This window comes from Neobacillus niacini (genome assembly GCF_000759675.1).
GTDB classification, from domain to species: Bacteria; Bacillota; Bacilli; order Bacillales; family Cytobacillaceae; genus Neobacillus; species Neobacillus niacini_A.
In genome coordinates this window covers 476,674-495,141 of the sequence record NZ_BAWM01000152.1, presented here as the reverse complement: position 1 = coordinate 495,141, position 18,468 = coordinate 476,674, and the positions used below count along the sequence as shown (strand labels likewise).

The following is an 18,468-nucleotide window of genomic DNA, read 5'->3' as shown; positions in this document are numbered from 1 at the left end:
ATAACTGAAGATACACTTAATGAAGCAAAGATTTCAGACATTAAACTTGCCCTTCGAAAGGAAACAGAAGTTCAAAATCTGGCAAGGTCCATTGATGAAAGGGACCAAATTAAAATCTTAGAGTTTGGGAAAGAACCGGCGGTTCAAATATCTCGTTTCTCTGATCAAATCTTAGGTAATATGCGCACCACGAAAGTCGAAGATTCCGGCGAGCTTCTAAAGCAGCTTACCAAAATTATGGATAAGTTCGATCCAAAGGACTTCCAAAAAACCTCAACTGGATTTTTCGGAAAGCTCTTTAAAAAGGGCGAAAAGATGATTGAAAAGGTCTTCGGCAAATACCAATCAATGGGCTCTGAAATTGATAAGGTATACGTAGAGATTTCCAAGTATCAGCATGAAATGGTTGATTCAACCAAAATGCTGGAGCAAATGTATGAGCAAAACTACCAGTACTATATGACACTTGAAAAATATGTCGTTGCCGGTGAACTTAAGGTAGAAGAGCTTAAAAACAATCAATTGCCACAACTAGAAGCCCGTGTTGCCGCAGGTGATCAGATTGCTTCTATGCATTTAGATACACTAAAAAATGCGATTGAGGCTTTAGAGCAGCGAATTTACGACCTTGAAATGGCGAAAATGGTATCCTTGCAGACGGCACCGCAAATCCGCTTGCTGCAGCGAGGAAATACGAAGCTGATTGGAAAAATTAATTCCGCTTTCGTAACCACTATTCCAATCTTTAAGAATGGTCTAATTCAAGCGGTTGCTGCAAAAAGACAGAAGCTAGTTGCTGATTCGATGAGTGAGCTTGACCGCCGGACCAATGAAATGCTCCTGAAGAATGCGCAAAACATTTCTAAGCAAAGCACAGATATTGCAAGGCTTGCAGGCGGTCCAAGCATTAAAATTGAGACCATTGAAGAATCATGGAACATTATCATTAAAGGTATGCAAGAAACAAGAGCCATTGAAGAAGAAAATAAACGCTTGCGTGTTGAAGGAACAAAACGTCTAGAACAGCTGCAAGATAACTTTAAAAAATTGAAACAACAATACTAATTTATTGTTATATAAAACAAAATTTTATTAATGAGGTGAATGATTTGGCTATTAGTTTACAAAAAGGTCAAAGAGTAGATTTAACAAAAGGTAATCCAGGATTATCTAAAATCATGGTAGGTTTGGGCTGGGACCCAGTTCAAAGCGGTAAAAGCGGAGGCGGAGGTCTCTTCGGCGGATTGTTTGGCGGCGGAGGAGCAGGCGGCGGTGCAAATGTTGACTGTGATGCATCTGTTATTTTACTTGGTGCTAACGATAAAATTCAGAACAACAATGACGTTATTTACTTTGGTAACTTGAAGAGTAAAGATGGCAGTGTTCAACACTCCGGAGACAATTTAACAGGTGATGGAGACGGTGACGACGAACAAGTAATGGTAGAACTAAGCCGTGTTCCAGCAAGCGTTCAAAAGCTTGTATTTGTTGTTAATATTTATGATTGTGTAAAAAGAAAGCAGCATTTTGGCATGATCCGTAATGCATTTATTCGTGTAGTAAACCCATCTAATGGTCAAGAGATGATTCGTTATAACTTATCTGATGATTATAGTGGCAAAACATCGTTAGTGGTTGGGGAAATTTATCGTAACAACACAGAATGGAAGTTCGCAGCTGTAGGTACTGGTACAAACGCTGCAAGCTTAAGTGAAGTAGTACGTTCTTATTCTTAATCTAACATCTTAGGAACAAGTCCTGCTTGTTCATTCCTATATCAAGTTCTAAAGAGGTGAGATAGTTGGGCATCAATTTATCTAAGGGACAAAGGATTGATTTAACGAAAACGAATCCAGGACTAATTAGGGGTGTTATTGGTCTTGGCTGGGACACAAACCGCTATTCTGGTGGACATGACTTCGATCTTGACGCATCCGCGTTTTTAACAGACGCAAATGGACGGGTTACCCAGGACTTAGACTTTATTTTTTATAATAATTTAGTTCACGCCTCTGGTGGAGTAGAACATACTGGAGATAACCGTACGGGTGAAGGTGACGGAGATGACGAACAAATAAGGATTGATTTCAGCCTGGTTCCTCCGCACGTCCATCGGATTGCGATTGCTGTCACAATTCACGATGCAGACGCTCGGAACCAAAACTTTGGACAGGTATCGAATGCCTTTGCAAGGTTGTTTGATGAAGAAACTAACCGAGAAATCCTTCGATTTGACCTTGGAGAGGACTTTTCGGTAGAAACTGCCGTCGTTATCTGTGAACTGTATCGTCACAACGGCGAATGGAAATTCAACGCCATAGGAAGCGGATTTTCAGGCGGATTAGCCGCACTTTGCCGTAATTATGGATTAGAAGTATAGATTTTTACGAAAAGCTGCCGGTATTGGCAGCTTTTCTTTGCATCTATTGGATGTTTTGTAGAGTTTTTTCGATTAAAATAGGTATCTTTCGTTCTTCAATAAAATATATCAGCGTTAAACTGAATATTTCAGCTATGCCTGTGTTAGTATCATTGAAGCATCAAGACAATTGGAGAATAACCCCACTTATACCTATTACTTACCAATCCTTCTGCATAATCTACCATGTTATAATTCTAGTAAAGAACTTTTTTTACTAGGAGGATCATAATATGCGTAAATGGGTTGTTTCCTCCATCGTGGCTGGATTATTTTTGTCGATGATCACCACCTCTAAAGCCTCATTTGACAGCATTACACTTGGTGATTATCCAAGAAACTCTGAACTCTATCAATTTATAATCAACGAACCCTCCCTCAAGCAACTAAACCAAATGATTATATTACCAAAAAGCCTTTTTGATGAGAAAGAAGCAGCCGCGATTATTAATAGAATGGCAAAGTTACCTGACCCTCTTTTAGATAAAATAAACAAAAGGGATATATCCCTTAAACTGTTTACTGGAAAATTAACCGATAACCAAACAGCTCGTTACTTAGCCGGGCAAATACCGCGTGGGTACCATTCACAAACAACATGGGATGATGTCCCTGGGATAGGCGGCTCAAAGGTGGTTTTGGTGAAAATAGGGCACAGTGAAAAAGGAAAAGGTCATGGATCTGTAAACTTAGAACTACACGAAATGGCACATTCGGTCGATAAACTAGTTTTTCAGAACGTAAGCAACAATAAAGAATTTCAACTAATCTGGGAAGAAGAGAGAGGAATTTTGTTTCCTGGAAATTCCTACTTTATCCTGCACGCAGAGGAATATTTTGCTGAAACCTTTGCAATGTATTACTTAAATAATGAGACAAAAGAAATTTTAAGAAAAAAGGTACCAAAAACCTTTGAATTTTTCACCCAACTTCACTAAACTTAATAGATATGAGTTAAGACAAGGGAGTGTCGGTTTTTGAAGCAATATTTAGAGCTATGCGAGCATGTTTTGAAAAATGGTCATGAAAAAGGAGACCGTACCGGAACAGGGACGATCAGTACTTTTGGCTATCAAATGAGATTTAATTTGGAAGAAGGCTTTCCATTACTAACGACTAAAAAACTACATTTAAAATCGATTATTTATGAATTACTATGGTTTTTAAATGGTGATACCAATGTCCGTTATTTACAGGAAAACGGTGTGCGAATTTGGAATGAATGGGCCGATGAAAACGGCGAACTAGGACCAGTATATGGACATCAATGGCGTTCATGGACGGGTGCAGATGGAACGACGGTAGACCAAATCAGTGAGTTAATTCATCAAATCAAGACCAGTCCTAACTCAAGAAGACTGATAGTAAATGCCTGGAATGTGGCGGAGATTGATAAAATGGCGTTGGCACCGTGTCATTGCTTGTTCCAATTTTACGTAGTCGATGGGAAATTATCCTGTCAGTTGTATCAACGTTCAGCAGATGTATTTCTTGGCGTACCATTCAATATCGCCTCATACGCATTATTGACAATGATGATTGCGCAGGTATGTGACCTGGAGCCTGGCGAATTTATTCACTCGTTTGGTGATGTTCATATTTATCAAAACCATATAGAACAAGTAAAAATGCAAATGGATCGAGATCTTCGCTCATTACCAAAAATGAGGATTAATCCAAGCGTTAAGGATATTTTTTCTTTTGCTTTCGAAGATTTCGCTTTAGAAGGTTATGATCCACACCCACATATTAAAGGAGCTGTCTCTGTATGATTTCCTTTATAGTGGCTATGGATGAAAACAGAGTCATTGGCAAAGACAATCAATTGCCTTGGCACTTACCGGAGGATTTAAAGTTTTTCAAACGAGTGACAATGGGCCACCCGATTGCGATGGGCAGGAAAACACACGAATCGATCGGACGGGTTCTTCCAGGAAGAGAAAATATCGTAATCACTCGTCAAATAGATTATAGGAGCAATGATGTGACAATTTTCTACTCAATGGAGGAATTTGTAGATTATTGCAAAAACCAAGATGATGAAATCTTCGTCATTGGCGGTGCTGAAATTTTCAAAGAAACATTTGCTTACGCAGACCGTCTCTACATAACACATATTCACAAAGAGTTTGAGGGAGATACCTATTTTCCGGAGTTCAATGAAAGTGAATGGGAGCTTGTCTCCAGTGAAAAAGGGATAAAGGATGAGAAAAACCCTTATAAGTATGAATTTAGAATTTATGATCGTATGACAAAAGGCAGCCATTAAATTGGCTGTCTTTTGTATGTTTTAAAAATAATCACAATTAACCTAAACCAATTTTCCTTTTCTGCTTTATACTATTTTAGAACGAAAAAAGGGGGCATTTATGTTTAGGCTGATCACATGCTTTTTGTACATGAGCGGTTTTTTAATTTACAGCATGCCGCAGCTAGCAAGAATAAAGAAGTTGAGACATTTACCAGTCAAGGAACGAGATAAAATAGCTCATGAATACCCAAAACGATTTTCGAAGATGTTTATGAAGTTGACAGGTTCTAAGGTAAGTGTTGAGGGATTGGATTTGATCCCAGATGGACCCATTGTTTTCATTGCGAATCATGAAAGTGATTTTGATATACCTGTGCTTTTAGGGATAATTGATAAACCATTCGGCTTTGTATCAAAAATAGAAGTAAAAAAAGTGCCCATCATTTCTTCATGGCTGGACGCCATTAATTGTGTACTTATTGATCGTAAAAACCGTCAGCAAGCACTCAACAGTATGCAAGAAGCTGTAAAATTACTGAAAGAAGGTCATTCACTTGTTATCTTTCCAGAGGGAACGAGAAGCAAAGGAGGACCTGTCCAACCTTTTAAAGTTGGAGGCATTCGTCTCGCAAAGGATGCTGGGGTGCCAATTGTTCCCATCGCCATTAAAGGTACCGCTGATGTTTTTGAAAAAAATAGACGTTTAATAAAACCAGCACATATCAAGGTAACTATTGGTCACCATATCGATCCTAAAGTTTATTGCCTTAAAGAATATAAAGAGATAGCGGAAGATGTTCGTCAATTGATAATTGCTATCCGGGAATCCTGGAATATTGCATAATAAAGAAAGAAGCATCGACTCACGATGCTTCTTTCTTTTTAAAAATAGGAACCATTTAATTCATAATCTGCTAATTTATCAAGCATTCCTCTGAATTCATCTGGATGGCAGAAGTCTTCCTCATGGAAATGTGCTTTCACCCATTGAATTAACTCGTTAGGGCTATTAAAGTATTCCCCACTTCTGTCACTTTTGCGAATCATATACCTACCGTTCTCTTCATCGATGGTTACTTCTACTGGCAGGGCTCCATCAAAACTACTGAGTGAAAATTCCATCTTCATCACATCCATTCCATATAAGTTTCCAATAGTATATGTTTCTGTTGATGAAATTATAAATGTTATTCGACTAATTGTCAAAATATTTATACAATTTAAAGTTGGAATTTACATTGACTTCAGGGGTTGTTCTTGGTAAATTGTTAAGAGTAAATAGTGGAGAAATAAATGCAAAAAATCACATCTAGGTAATATTTCTTTGATAATGTGAAATTAATATGAATTTTTTCGCATATTTTACTCAAAACGGTATATCAATACTATAATCGTAGTAGTAAGATAATTAACTAAAGGGGATGTAAATCAATGTTCTCAAATATTGGAATTCCAGGATTAATCCTTATTTTAACTCTAGCCCTCATCATCTTTGGACCTAAGAAGCTGCCTGAAATTGGACGCGCCTTCGGACAAACATTGAAGGAATTCAAGAAGTCAACTCGTGAATTAACGGATGACGTGATGAAGGACATCGATGAAGAAAAGCAAAAATTGACTAAATAAGGTGTAAGATTCTTTCTTGCACCTTTTTTTCTTCATTCGTCTTTTAAACTATAAAATTGTTGGTAAACATGTTTTCTGTTAAAAAACATTTTCAACCATTGAAATTGGCAGGGGAAATACATGGAAGATAAAGAATTACAATTAGTTGATCATTTAGATGAATTGCGGAAACGGATTATTATTGCCGCAGTTGCGTTTGTTGTTTTTTTTATTGTCGGATTCATTTATGTGACCGATATCTACAGTTGGTTAGTTCGAGATCTCGATGTTAAATTGATTGTACTTGGACCTAGTGATATTATTTGGGTTTATTTCATGATTGCGACAGTTATCGCGATTACAGGCACCATCCCGGTGTTGGCAAGCCAATTATGGATGTTTGTGAAGCCGGCTCTTAAACCTCTCGAGAGAAAAATTACTTTATCGTATATTCCAGCATTGTTTATTTTATTTATTGTTGGACTTGCTTTTGGTTACTTTATCATTTTCCCTATGGTACTAGAGTTTTTAGTCAAAATGGGTGCCGAGATGTTTGCAACGAATTTTACAGCTGATCGATATTTCCGCTTTATTTTGAATATGACCCTTCCGTTTGGAGTATTATTCGAGCTGCCAGCGGTCGTTATGTTCTTAACTTCATTAGGAATTATTAATCCATTCGTGTTAGCGAAAATCCGTAAGTATGCATACTTCGTGTTAATCTTGATTGCAATCGTAATTACTCCTCCAGATTTTATGTCGGATTTTGTAGTGACTTTACCATTGCTACTGCTATATGAAATCTCTATAAACTTATCGAAGTTTGTTTATAAGAAACGAATGAAAAAGATACAGGAAGAGGAAGATGAGTTTGCAGAAGCATAATAATGATTGATAAAAGGCCTTCAGAGAAAATTCTCTGGAGGCTTTTTTATGCCTATTTAACACTATTTTCAAGTTAAACAATGAAAAAATCATAAAAATACAATGCGAAGAAACGATTCAATGTTGAGGTCGGTGAGCCGAGAAAAACAAAATGCCGCTGTGGCGAGGTCATCCGCGGGTTAATACCGTCAACTGAATGTCCACTGTTCGGTAAAGCCTGCCATCCAATGAATCAAATCGGACCATGTATGGTTTCTGCAGAAGGAAGCTGTGCAGCCTACTATCAATACATGAGGGAGAGTTTCTGATGGAGAAATTTATCAGTTTAGCACATGGTGATGGTGGTGAATTGTGCCACCGCTTAATCCGCGATTTGCCTGTTTTTTGTTCCCCGAAATAATAATTTTCAAAAAAATGTTCATAAATATTTTTTAAACCAAGCAGATTTAGACACATTTCGAGTGCTCTTAGGTGTATAATATAATCAAACGGGTGAAAAAGAGGATTGATATTTTGTTATTCAAAAGCCTAGAGTTCAAAAATGTTGTTGGACAGAAGGTTAAAGTCATGGATATTCCTGTATTGGAGGAAGGTAGCACTTATAAATTTATGATCCAAGTCCGTTTACAGGCGTTTATTACGTCGATTTATCAGGAAAAGATACCGAAAAAATGCTATTCGTTTAAAGAGTATTTGAAAAAGGTTATGAAATGGCCTGATTATGAAGCACTGTTTAAAGTAGAAGAATTAAAGAATAACGCTTAATACCTTTCGAACATCGGATACCCGGTGTTCTTTTATTTTTTGAAGAGATTTAATCATAAATATTTAAAAATTACTTAGAAAAGTTTTCTGAATCCAGCTGCAGCGCCTAGGGGCTCGGGGTCATAAGCTTGTCTAGTTGCGGCTCCTTGGGACTCGAGTCATAAGCCACCCCCTGAAGAGGGCAAAGAGTGCCTTCTTGCAGGGTTCGTCTTATGCCTTCGTACCAGGGCAGTCGCCTCCACATTTCTGACAATCCATCAAGAAGGTTAAAGAAACAACCTTCTCGCCGTCTCGTCTTATGCCTGTCGCCCCTAGGAAAAATTGAACTGTATTTTTCCCTGATCAAGGCGCTTCCGCTTTTTGTTTATTTTCACATTTATTTTATGAAAATAGGGGAATTTATATCTTATATAAAAGGGAACAGGTATAATACAATGGAGAAATCCTAGGGATGTGAGTAAATGAGCAAGATTAAGATTGTAACGGATTCCACCATGGATATGACAATAGAACAGGCTGAAAAGCTAGGTGTTGTGGTCGTGCCATTGTCTGTTACGATAAATGGTGAAACCTATTTAGATCGGGTGGAAATTCAACCTGCTGAATTTATGGAAACGATGAAGAGCTTAGAGGATTTACCGAAAAGTTCGCAGCCTTCCGCTGGAACCTTCCTTGAAGTGTATGATCGACTTGGGGAAGAAGGCTATGAAGTTATTTCTATACATATGACAGGTAAAATGAGCGGAACGGTTCGCTCTGCTGAAAGTGCAGCACAAATGACGAAGACGAAGGTAACGGTGATCGACTCCGAGTTTATATCGATTGCTCTCCAGTTCCAGGTTCGAGAAGCTGCTGAAATGGCGAAGCAGGGTAAAAGTCTAGAGGAAATCCTCAACCGCCTCGATTCTGTCCGTCAAAACTCGAAGCTATATATTATGATAGATACATTAGAGAATATGGTGAAAGGCGGAAGGATTGGGAAAGGGAAGGCGTTCATTGGTTCCTTACTTAATATCAAGCCAATTGCCTCATTAGAAGGTGCCGAATACAATCCAGTAGCAAAGGTGCGCAGTCATTCACAAGTAGTTAAATGGATGGCTAAACAATTTGCAGAAGATATTAAAGGGAAAACGGTTAAAGGGGTTGGCATTGCTCATGCTGAGGCCCACGGATTAGCGTCAAAAGTTAAAGAATCCATCATTGAATTAACCGGATATCAGGATACCTCTGTTGACTATACAGGTCCGACCATTAGCACACATACCGGACCAGGTGCTATTGCGTTAATGTACTATACTGATTAAGAGAATGGGATGGTGCACAGGCACCATCCTTATTTATTGACCAACTGAATTTCAGATGCCTGAACACTATATCCTAGACGCTGTAAGTGCTTGCGAATCCCACTTCGTTCCCACGTTTTGAGAATTAGTACGTCGAGCATTTTTTTCGGGTAGAAGATCCCGATATTTGTGAGTTCTTCGAAGTTCATCCCCTGACGAACATACTTATCGATTGTTTGGTCTCGTTGTTCGATGATTGCTAAAAATTTGCCCATAGCTTCTATAAATTCCAGTTTCTTGAAAACTCCTTTTTGATGACCGGTGATATAAGTTGAAGCTTCCACCTCTAGCAGAAATTTACTCGATTCGATAAACTCGTCAATATCCCCATCGGTGCCAAAGTACCATGGTCCAAAAGAGGTCATATCAAAATCACCAACATAGACGACGCCTAATTCCGGAAAGTAGGGACTGGTATATCCTTTTGTGTGACCGGGTGTATGTAGAAAGTTCACCTTTACACCGCTAAAGTTGTATTCTTCTTCATATTGATATGTTCCGGAAATTTCTCCGAGGTTTTGCACCCATTTCTTTGGGAAGTGCTTTCGTAATGCTTCTACACCTTCGGGTCCCCATTCCTGATATACTCCGTTTTCTTTCGCCATTCCTTCAATGGACTGGATGGTTTCAAATTCAAGTGGATTTATCCATTTTTCTGCATTGCGAAACAAATGGTTATGTAAGGTATGATCGGGATGGTAATGGGTATTGACTACTAATTCAACTCCATATTGATCATCTAATTCCCGCAGTTCAGCTGGATCCGCTCCCGTATCGATGAGTACCTTATCTTTACTAATAATATACAAGCTTCTTGAAAAGGGAACTTTACTATTGTTAGCTCCTTCAATGATCATAATCGGACCAATTCGTCTCATATTCCCCACCTCTACGTTATACATTTTTTCATAATTTTCTGTTTTACTGAATGAATACTCATTCATGATACCATATCTTCTCTTTTCAATAAAACTTCTTGCCTTTAAACAAAAATTCGACTTTAATTTTAGATATAATGTGAATTATTTCATTTTTTAAAGGAATTACTCTTATTTTGTAGAATTTTCTTATGTATGAAGCAACTTGAAGGGACTATCCATATGTCAAAAGAAAAGCAAGTTAAGGATTTGCCACTTTACCGAAAGCTATTATTATTTTCCTTTTTTATCACGTTAATGATTGTTATTTCAACAGCAGGTTTCACGTTTATTTATCAAACCAAGCAGTTGGAAAGTCAGATAACGGATCGTGCCAAAGGGCTAGCTTCACTTTGGAGTACAACAATTAATTCTTTTGATGTGCAATTAGCGATTGATTCACGGGGTAAGGAAAATCAATATGTAAGAAAGCTCAGTAATCAGGTGTCGATGTTAAATGACAAAAATTCGAAGTATTTAGGTGGTTACATTATAGATAGGAATAAGAGTGATGGTAATCAATTAACCTTTACAGCCATTTCAAAAAATTATAAAGCCTTTGGGGTTGAGAATTTTTACAAATACAATCCTGGAAATGAGTTTCTAACGGCCTTTAATACCTCTGTAAAAGAGAATAAATTGACTAGCACGAAAGTCTATCAGGACGAGGTAGGGGAGTGGATTACCGCTTTTCAACCGATTATCAATAATAAAGGCGAAGTCATTGCATTGTTTGCTGTCGATGTCGATGCGACAATTATTGATTCCTATCAAGAAGAAATTGCCTTTTATTTAATTTTCTCCTTTATTATCGTAAGCATTATTGTTTATTTTACTTTAAGATGGGGTCTTAAGAAATCCTTGGAGCCTGTGCAAGAAATTATTTCAGGGATTAATGCCGTCAGCGCGGGTAATTTTAATGTGAAGTTACAGATTACGGATCAGCCTGATATGGAGGAATTAAGCGATAAATTTAATCATATGACTGAAAAATTATCGATTCTGTTTAAGCGGCTATCAGACACGAGTAAGCAGTTTGGCTCTGTTCCAACAAGCCCCAGCAGTTTGCATAGAATAGAAGAGGCAATTGGAGAGATGGATAATATCATAGCCAAAACCAAAATCCAGAAAGAACTGCAACGTGCGGAAAAGATGAATGCGATTGGTCAGCTCGCAGCATCAGTTGCCCATGAAATCCGTAATCCAATGACAGTGGTAAGAGGTTTTTTGCAGATTTTCCTATCAAAAGATCACTTAAGTTCAGAGGAAATCATGTACCTCCGATTAATGATTGATGAGTTAAACCGTGCAGAATTGATCATAAATGATTATCTCTCCCTAGCAAAACCGGACCTTGACCACCTAGAAAAGGTGGATGGTGCTGAATTAGCTAACAAAGTCATGGACTTAATGAACACCTTTGCTCTGATGAAGCAAAATATTACCCTTAAGAGTGATTTAGAAAGTGGGATCGTATTAAAAGGGAATAACAACGAAATGAAGCAGGTGTTAATTAATATTGTCAAGAATGGCATTGAAGCTATGAGAAATGGAGGAACCCTTAGTCTTAAAATCTATAAACAGGATGGCTATGGTGTTTTTGAAGTGACGGATACTGGTATCGGTATGTCCCCAGAGGAATTATCACGATTAGGGACGGCTTTTTATTCCTTGAAGGAAAAAGGGACGGGAATGGGTCTAATGGTTTGCTACCAAATTGTTGATAAAATGAAGGGTCAAATTGACGTTATCAGTGAAAAGGACAAGGGAACAACTTTTAGGGTTTTTATCCCTTTATGGGACGAGTAAGAAACAGGATGGTGATTTAACCACAACGAAGAACATCAAGTTTATTGAAAAAGAAATAAACAAAGAAATGGAAAAGCAAATAAAACAGATGCTTGAATTTTCCAAAAAAAAACAGGTTGACCCTGTGGGAATTCGCAAAAAACCACTATCTAAAAAGGAAGGGAGAGAGTTGTATAAGGAGGCAAAATTTGAAGTACATGTAAATAATATAATAGTAAAAACCGGGGTAATTGATTAACAAACTGTTTCCTTTTCTCTTTTGCAAATCTTTGTTAAACTAATCACGAAAAGAAAAAGGTTACGGGGGATTTAAATGAAGAAACGTTTATACTTACTATTATTTGTTATTGTGGCATTGCTACTATCTGCTTGTGGACAAAAGGGGATTGAGAATCCGCTGGATTATCCAGTAAATGATTTTTCTGCTGTGACAGAAGAGAATAAACCTTTTGAAAAGAAGAATTTAGATGGGAAGATTTGGCTGGCAGACTTTATTTTCACTAATTGCGCAGATGTTTGTCCGCCGATGACGGCTAACATGACCAAGCTGCAAAAAATGGTGGATGAGGAAGAGTTGAAAAATGTTGAGTTTGTTTCGTTTAGTGTCGATCCAACTGTTGACACACCCGAAATACTAACAGCTTATTCAAAAAACTATGGGCTGAATTTAGATAACTGGACATTTTTAACAGGCTATTCACAAGAGTTTATTGAAACCTATGCAAGAGAAACATTTAAGACTTTGGTGAAAAAGCCGCAAGAGGGTGATCAAGTTATTCATCAGACATACTTTTTCTTAGTTGGACCAGATAGCAAGGTTAAAAAAATTTACGATGGGTATCAAGAAGTGCCATATGATGAAATGCTCAATGATATAAAAGCATTGCAATAGACCTTTTCCCAGGTCTATTTTTTTGGTAATGAATAGGATATAGTACTAGCTTGTTTTGAATTATTTTTGTTCTGTTATAATATCATTAGTAAGAGGGTGGTGAATCAAATGAAAAAAGTTTTCACCTTTCTTATTCTTTCGACATTTTTCTTAAGTTCTTGCAGTCCATCCGATCGCTTGGAATTGCATAAAGAACGGACCGCTTCGGCTGTTGTTTATGAAGAGATTCCTGCCGATTTTGTCCCAAAGGAGATAAGAATTATTTCCGCTGGTGATTCTTTAACAGAAGGTGTAGGAGATAGGACAAAAACTGGAGGATACCTGCCTTACTTAAGAACTTTGCTCGAGGAAGAAAAGGGTATTAAGGAAGTTGATTTCTATAACTTCGGTGTAAAAGGTAATCGCACCCCGCAATTATTAAAAAGGCTTCAAACAGATGAGATACAAGATACACTTTCTACATCTGATTTGGTGATTTTGACTATTGGCGGCAATGACATTATGAAGGTAGTAAAGGATAATATCTCAAATCTACAGCTATCCGTTTTTGATAAGGAAAGAGAAGTATATATTAATAATTTATACCAAATCATGAATACAATTATTCGAGTAAATCCTGATGCCTATATTGTTTTGGTTGGAGTATACAATCCTTTTTCACAATGGTTTACTGATATTAAGGAACTTGACCAGATCGTTGCGGATTGGAACGTTGCCAGCCAAAATGTTGTAGCTAATTATTCGAATGCTTATTTTGTAGGAATCGAAGATTTGTTTAAGAATCCAACAGAAAGTCTCTTGCATACCGATAACTTTCATCCAAATGATAAGGGTTATGAGTTGATTGCAGAGCGTTTAAATGAAACTTTAGAACAACGTACATTACCTGATCTCGTTAAAAAGGCGTATATGGTCAGCAAAGAGGAGAATTAGCTTTCTATGAAAAATAAATGGAAAACGGGATTCTTTCTTTTATTAGGGTTAATTGTAATCATTGTTATCATTCTTTTATCTTTAATTATGATACCTGCTGATGAAGAAGGAAAGATTCAACAAACTGTACCAAACAACAAGAATGTTTCTTTTGAAGTTATCTCAAATAAGGCTGATCTCAATGTTTTAATAAACCAGTATATAAAAAAGGAAGCGGCAGATTCACCGATAGAATATAGTGTACAGCTGCAGGATGAAGTGGAATTGTATGGGACCTTGCCATTTTTTAGTCAAGAAGTAGATTTAAAGCTTACCTTCGTACCAAAGGCATTAGATAATGGTGATTTGGTTCTAAAGCAAAAGTCAATCTCGGTTGGAAGCCTGCCTCTGCCCGTTTCTTATGTCCTTAAATTCATCAAAGAAAATTATAAGCTGCCAAAAGGGGTAGAGATTCAACCCAATGATAAAATTGTTCACGTAAACATGCAGCAATTAAAGCTAAAAAGTGATGTTAAAATAAAAGTGAATAGGTTTGATTTAATAAAGGATGATATTGCATTTACGATACTCGTATCCGTTGAATAAGGTGACTCACAAAATGTGAGCCACCTTATTTTTTTGCCTAATCCTTCATAATCATTGCTTGTAATGCAGGCTCTTCTTTCGAAAGACCTATCAATACTATGGTATAGGCTTCATTTGGACGAAATTGTGCTTTTGGCATTGATAGGACGACATTTTTCGTTCCAGCCTCTCTGACCTCTAAATCCACTGTCATCGGCATGATTCCTAAATAGTCGGTTGCCTGCTTGTAGGAAATATTCGGAAAGACAACATCTCGGTTTTTAACTGCAATATCCAAGGCTCCTGTATCCGGTGATAGATGCAGAAAACGTATTTTAGATTCATTTGGTGGTACTTCCGGTTGATTGAGGTAAGGAATCAGGCGCATTTTTTTTACAGAGTCGATTATCGCTAGTGTATATGCTTTTCCGGGTTCAACGGTAATCCTTTTATTGAGTAAACTATCCACCGAATTACCTGTTGGGTAAATATCAATATGATACTTTCCTGGCTTTAACGCTAAATAATTGCTTGCCACTCTGAATGGGAGGCGTTTCACTTTCATCTCGCCGTTTATATAAATGTCAACGTCGGGGGCATCAGGTGAGGCATGAAGGAACCGGACCCTTCCATCGGCCTGACTTTGTTGGGTGTTACGCAAAACCATCGCTTTATTCATATATTTTAAATGTTTCAGATAGTAATGCATGTGTAGGTTTGGATTAGAGTATTTAAAATTGTGGGCCAATAAATCATACATTGCGGCTCTTTGAAGATAATCAGAATGATTTCTATTACCAGACATACCATTCGCTCCTTTCTCTAGTTCTTTACTAATTAATTTATTCAAGCATGTTTAGGTGGGTGTCTATATTTGGATTTTTTGTTTACAAATGGATGATATTAACATATACTTAATACAAATAAGTCGGAAGGCGGGTGAAGTGTAATGTTAAATGAAAATACGTTAATTGCCGTTAATTTTATTATCCTTTGCACAGCCCGTGGATTCACCTTTTAGGGGAATCTTTACCCATTATTCCTTTGTGAATAAAACCATGGGCTGTGTATGCCTGTGGTTTTTTATTTTACAATTTTTGGAGGAATATGGATGAATTTAAAAACAATTGGATTAACTGCAAAGATAAATAACAATTTTCAAGCTTTAAAACATAATGATGAGATGATTATTGGCCGGGTGGCTTTGGAACATAAGCATATGTATCGTGTATGGACGGAGCATGGAGATTTACTTTGCGAGGTATCAGGTAAGTTTAACTTTGAAGCGTTAAGTCGTGAGGATTATCCTGCGGTTGGGGATTGGGTCATGCTGACGCCGCGGGTGGATGAAGGAAAAGGGACCATTTACTCTATCATGCCTCGGTTCAGCAAATTCTCAAGAAAATCAGCAGGCAGGACGGCTGAGGAGCAAATTGTTGCCGCGAACGTTGATACTGTTTTTCTTGTAAACTCATTGAATGATGAGCTAAATTTAAGAAGAATTGAACGCTATTTGCTGCTGACGTGGGAAAGTGGTGCCAATCCTGTTATTGTTTTAAGTAAAGCAGACCTATGTGAAAATATTGATGAGAAGCTGGCTGAAGTTGAAGCCATCGCTTTTGGTGGAGTACCGGTGATAGCGATTAGTGCAGAAATGAAGAGTGGGATTGAAAAGCTTGCCCCTTACTTACAGCCTGGAAAAACCATCGTCTTATTGGGTTCATCGGGAGTAGGGAAGTCCACATTAACGAATTTGTTATTGGGTGTGGAAAAACAAGTGGTTAAGGAGATTCGCGAAGGTGATGACAAAGGACGCCATACCACTACACATCGTGAAATGATTCAGCTTCCAAATGGCAGTGTGTTGATAGACACCCCAGGAATGCGGGAAATACAGCTTTGGGAAAGTGCAGATGGTTTAACCGAAACGTTCTCTGATATCGATGAATTGGGAGAGATGTGCAGATTCCGAGACTGTAAGCATAAGGATGAACCAGGTTGTGCCGTTTTGGAGGCTATTGAAAAAGGTACATTGGATGCAGGACGCCTAACCAGCTACAACAAGCTGCAAAAAGAACTAGCTTATATCGAAAGAAAAGCTGACAAACGCGCCCAAACCGAAGAACAGAAAAAATGGAAAAACATCACCAAACAAACACGACAAAAAAAGAAAATTAAGTAGAAATTTGCAGCCGAACCCGGAGACGAGGTTCGGCTTTATTGTGGGTTGGAGTCGCAACGCGGATATATTCGAATTAACGCTGATAAAAAAGAATTGAACGCTGATATATGTATTTTCACTGTTTTGGTCAGCAAATTGTATTTCTTAATTAAGATTCGGTATACTCATAGTCAAAGCAAATATATTCCAAAGGGGTGGGTATCATGGAAGAAAGTAAACAATTAGCTACGTTTGCGGGTGGCTGTTTTTGGTGCATGGTAAAGCCATTTGATGAGCAGCCGGGCATTATTAGTGTCATTTCTGGATATTCTGGTGGTCACGTCGAGAATCCTACATACCAGCAGGTTTGTTCGGAATCAACCGGTCATTATGAGGCAGTTCAAATTACCTTTAACCCAGAAATTTTTCCATATGAAAGACTGCTCGAACTATTTTGGCAACAAATCGATCCAACCGATCCCGGTGGTCAATTTTACGATCGCGGTCAATCCTATCAAACAGCGATTTTTTACCATAATGAAACACAGAAAGAGCTTGCTGAACAATCAAAACAGGCGCTCCAAGATAGCGGACGCTTCACCAAACCGGTTGTAACGCCAATTTTACCAGCAAAAACGTTCTATCCAGCCGAAGAATACCATCAGCATTACTATAAGAAAAATAAAGCACACTATGAACGATATCATGTTGGTTCAGGGAGAGCCGGATTTATTAATGCACATTGGGGGGGAGAAAAATGAAAAATAAAGATCAATTAAAGAAAGAATTATCACCGATGCAATATGAAGTAACACAAAATAACGGAACAGAGCCTCCTTTCCGCAACGAATATTGGAATGAAACAAGGGACGGAATTTATGTGGATATCGTCTCTGGTAAGGCGTTGTTCAGCTCTCTTGATAAGTTTGACGCGGGCTGTGGCTGGCCGAGTTTCACCAAGCCCATTGTTGAGGAAGAAGTAATCGAAAAAGAAGATTACAGTCATTTTATGGTTCGGACAGAAGTAAGAAGTAAAACTGGAGATTCCCATTTGGGTCATGTCTTCAATGATGGTCCAGATCCGACGGGCCTGCGCTACTGTATTAATTCTGCAGCCTTACGATTTATTCCGAAAGAGGAATTGGAGGAGCAAGGATACGGAGCTTATAAGAAACTATTTGACGAGAATTAAAAAGCCGCGAATTCGCGGCTTTTTATTATTTTTCAATTGCTTTTGATGTTGTGGTCATACCACCGGAGAGAATAAATTTCATTGCTTCCTCAGGCTTAACATCAATAATCTCTACTTGCTCCTTTGGAATTAAAAAGGTAAATCCGGCTACCTGAAAGGTTTGAGGCACATAAACAGCAACATGGTCTTTAAGAGGACTATAAAAATCCTCCAGCTGTTCAGATGTAATAAATCCCATACTCCTCATTTCTGTTCCGGGAATGACAACAAGCGCCACTTTCGAAAAAGACTTTTTCTCACCCAAAAAGGATTGAACAGTATCTTTAATGACGGAGTAAATCGTTTTTACAACAGGAATTTTTTCCAGCCACTTATCAATCAGTCTGATAATGCTGCCAGTAACAAATTTTGTAGATAACCAGCCTAACAGAGTAATTAATACAATTGTTGTGAGCAATCCGATGCCAGGAATGTAATCTTCTTGTAGATAAGGTCTTAATGTATTTCCGAGCAGTCCGTCGAGAAACAGAAACGTTTTGTAAATAACAAAGATTACGAGAATAATGGGAACAATAGTCAAAATACCGTTAACAAAGCTCTTCAAGAGAGTTTTCAATTTTATCACCTACAATTTTATCGTTGATTCTCATAATATAGGCGAATGCACAGACAGGTCAAGTACCTATTACATAAAGTAAGAGTGTTAACAGACAAAACCTTAAGGAGTGAATT

Annotated in this window: 23 protein-coding genes and 1 pseudogene; 20 read left to right on the top strand and 4 right to left on the bottom strand. The window is 37.9% G+C overall.

What is annotated here, in order from left to right; translation table 11 throughout:
- The 7 genes from TR08_RS28875 (at window position 1) to TR08_RS28845 (ending at window position 5,514) form a co-directional block, all read left to right on the top strand.
- The gene (locus tag TR08_RS28875; RefSeq protein ID WP_238579276.1) at window positions 1–1,065 is read left to right on the top strand and encodes a toxic anion resistance protein; all 1,065 of its coding nucleotides are present in this window, start codon (window positions 1–3) and stop codon (window positions 1,063–1,065) included.
- A 44-nt stretch (window positions 1,066–1,109) separates the two neighbouring features.
- The gene (locus tag TR08_RS28870) at window positions 1,110–1,736 is read left to right on the top strand and encodes a TerD family protein (protein ID WP_045524154.1); all 627 of its coding nucleotides are present in this window, start codon (window positions 1,110–1,112) and stop codon (window positions 1,734–1,736) included.
- Between the two features lie 65 nt (window positions 1,737–1,801).
- Entirely contained in the window at window positions 1,802–2,380 is a 579-nt protein-coding gene (locus tag TR08_RS28865; protein WP_045524152.1) for a TerD family protein, read from the top strand.
- A gap of 272 nt (window positions 2,381–2,652) precedes the next feature.
- A complete protein-coding gene (locus TR08_RS28860; protein ID WP_045524150.1) occupies window positions 2,653–3,357 on the top strand; it encodes an anthrax toxin lethal factor-related metalloendopeptidase in 705 nt (234 codons plus the stop codon).
- Between the two features lie 39 nt (window positions 3,358–3,396).
- Window positions 3,397–4,191, top strand: a complete 795-nt coding sequence (locus TR08_RS28855) for a thymidylate synthase (RefSeq protein ID WP_045524145.1) — start codon at window positions 3,397–3,399, stop codon at window positions 4,189–4,191.
- Window positions 4,188–4,688, top strand: coding sequence for a dihydrofolate reductase (locus tag TR08_RS28850; protein WP_045524143.1), 501 nt, complete (start codon window positions 4,188–4,190; stop codon window positions 4,686–4,688). The genes TR08_RS28855 and TR08_RS28850 overlap by 4 nt, the downstream gene beginning before the upstream one ends.
- A gap of 100 nt (window positions 4,689–4,788) precedes the next feature.
- Window positions 4,789–5,514 carry a lysophospholipid acyltransferase family protein gene (locus TR08_RS28845; protein ID WP_045524142.1) on the top strand — a complete coding sequence of 242 codons (726 nt, stop codon included), beginning with the start codon at window positions 4,789–4,791 and terminating at the stop codon, window positions 5,512–5,514.
- A gap of 38 nt (window positions 5,515–5,552) precedes the next feature.
- Here the strand turns inward: TR08_RS28845 and TR08_RS28840 are convergent, their stop codons facing one another.
- The gene (locus TR08_RS28840) at window positions 5,553–5,792 is read right to left on the bottom strand and encodes a hypothetical protein (RefSeq protein WP_045524140.1); all 240 of its coding nucleotides are present in this window, start codon (window positions 5,790–5,792) and stop codon (window positions 5,553–5,555) included.
- 309 nt (window positions 5,793–6,101) lie between these two features.
- Between TR08_RS28840 and TR08_RS28835 the strand changes: the two genes are divergently transcribed.
- The 5 genes and pseudogenes from TR08_RS28835 (at window position 6,102) to TR08_RS28820 (ending at window position 9,229) form a co-directional block, all read left to right on the top strand.
- Window positions 6,102–6,296 (top strand): twin-arginine translocase TatA/TatE family subunit, encoded by a 195-nt coding sequence (locus TR08_RS28835; protein ID WP_045524138.1) that lies wholly within the window; start codon window positions 6,102–6,104, stop codon window positions 6,294–6,296.
- 120 nt (window positions 6,297–6,416) lie between these two features.
- A complete protein-coding gene (gene tatC / locus TR08_RS28830; protein ID WP_045524137.1) occupies window positions 6,417–7,160 on the top strand; it encodes a twin-arginine translocase subunit TatC in 744 nt (247 codons plus the stop codon).
- A 95-nt stretch (window positions 7,161–7,255) separates the two neighbouring features.
- Window positions 7,256–7,468, top strand: a pseudogene (locus tag TR08_RS31640) (hydrogenase formation protein HypD); the annotation flags it as partial.
- A gap of 205 nt (window positions 7,469–7,673) precedes the next feature.
- The gene (locus tag TR08_RS28825) at window positions 7,674–7,925 is read left to right on the top strand and encodes a DUF2535 family protein (protein WP_045524135.1); all 252 of its coding nucleotides are present in this window, start codon (window positions 7,674–7,676) and stop codon (window positions 7,923–7,925) included.
- Between the two features lie 461 nt (window positions 7,926–8,386).
- Window positions 8,387–9,229 carry a DegV family protein gene (locus tag TR08_RS28820; protein WP_045524133.1) on the top strand — a complete coding sequence of 281 codons (843 nt, stop codon included), beginning with the start codon at window positions 8,387–8,389 and terminating at the stop codon, window positions 9,227–9,229.
- A gap of 29 nt (window positions 9,230–9,258) precedes the next feature.
- On the opposite strand, the gene TR08_RS28815 is transcribed toward TR08_RS28820, so the two are convergent.
- The gene (locus tag TR08_RS28815; RefSeq protein WP_045524315.1) at window positions 9,259–10,146 is read right to left on the bottom strand and encodes an MBL fold metallo-hydrolase; all 888 of its coding nucleotides are present in this window, start codon (window positions 10,144–10,146) and stop codon (window positions 9,259–9,261) included.
- A gap of 222 nt (window positions 10,147–10,368) precedes the next feature.
- Between TR08_RS28815 and TR08_RS28810 the strand changes: the two genes are divergently transcribed.
- The 5 genes from TR08_RS28810 to TR08_RS28790 all read left to right on the top strand — a co-directional run bounded on the left by TR08_RS28810 (window position 10,369) and on the right by TR08_RS28790 (window position 14,404).
- Window positions 10,369–11,994: an ATP-binding protein gene (locus TR08_RS28810; RefSeq protein ID WP_045524132.1), complete on the top strand. Its 1,626-nt coding sequence runs from the start codon at window positions 10,369–10,371 to the stop codon at window positions 11,992–11,994.
- Window positions 11,939–12,232 (top strand): Ger(x)C family spore germination C-terminal domain-containing protein, encoded by a 294-nt coding sequence (locus TR08_RS28805; RefSeq protein WP_238579275.1) that lies wholly within the window; start codon window positions 11,939–11,941, stop codon window positions 12,230–12,232. The genes TR08_RS28810 and TR08_RS28805 overlap by 56 nt, the downstream gene beginning before the upstream one ends.
- Window positions 12,233–12,307: 75 nt before the next feature.
- Window positions 12,308–12,886 carry an LPS translocon maturation chaperone LptM gene (gene lptM / locus TR08_RS28800; protein WP_045524128.1) on the top strand — a complete coding sequence of 193 codons (579 nt, stop codon included), beginning with the start codon at window positions 12,308–12,310 and terminating at the stop codon, window positions 12,884–12,886.
- Between the two features lie 108 nt (window positions 12,887–12,994).
- Entirely contained in the window at window positions 12,995–13,819 is an 825-nt protein-coding gene (locus tag TR08_RS28795; RefSeq protein ID WP_045524127.1) for an SGNH/GDSL hydrolase family protein, read from the top strand.
- Between the two features lie 6 nt (window positions 13,820–13,825).
- Window positions 13,826–14,404 (top strand): YpmS family protein, encoded by a 579-nt coding sequence (locus tag TR08_RS28790; protein WP_045524125.1) that lies wholly within the window; start codon window positions 13,826–13,828, stop codon window positions 14,402–14,404.
- A gap of 37 nt (window positions 14,405–14,441) precedes the next feature.
- Here the strand turns inward: TR08_RS28790 and TR08_RS28785 are convergent, their stop codons facing one another.
- Window positions 14,442–15,188 carry a DUF4397 domain-containing protein gene (locus tag TR08_RS28785; protein WP_045524123.1) on the bottom strand — a complete coding sequence of 249 codons (747 nt, stop codon included), beginning with the start codon at window positions 15,186–15,188 and terminating at the stop codon, window positions 14,442–14,444.
- Between the two features lie 306 nt (window positions 15,189–15,494).
- Here TR08_RS28785 and rsgA point away from each other — a divergent pair, with 306 nt between their 5' ends.
- From rsgA to msrB, 3 genes are all read left to right on the top strand, one after another.
- A complete protein-coding gene (gene rsgA / locus TR08_RS28780; RefSeq protein ID WP_045524121.1) occupies window positions 15,495–16,565 on the top strand; it encodes a ribosome small subunit-dependent GTPase A in 1,071 nt (356 codons plus the stop codon).
- 203 nt (window positions 16,566–16,768) lie between these two features.
- On the top strand, window positions 16,769–17,305 hold the full coding sequence (msrA, locus tag TR08_RS28775; RefSeq protein ID WP_045524119.1) for a peptide-methionine (S)-S-oxide reductase MsrA: 537 nt from the start codon (window positions 16,769–16,771) through the stop codon (window positions 17,303–17,305).
- Window positions 17,302–17,736, top strand: a complete 435-nt coding sequence (msrB, locus tag TR08_RS28770; protein WP_045524117.1) for a peptide-methionine (R)-S-oxide reductase MsrB — start codon at window positions 17,302–17,304, stop codon at window positions 17,734–17,736. Before msrA ends, msrB begins: the two co-directional genes overlap by 4 nt.
- Before the next feature lie 25 nt (window positions 17,737–17,761).
- On the opposite strand, the gene TR08_RS28765 is transcribed toward msrB, so the two are convergent.
- Window positions 17,762–18,352 carry a DUF502 domain-containing protein gene (locus tag TR08_RS28765; protein WP_045524115.1) on the bottom strand — a complete coding sequence of 197 codons (591 nt, stop codon included), beginning with the start codon at window positions 18,350–18,352 and terminating at the stop codon, window positions 17,762–17,764.
- Window positions 18,353–18,468 lie beyond the last annotated feature (116 nt).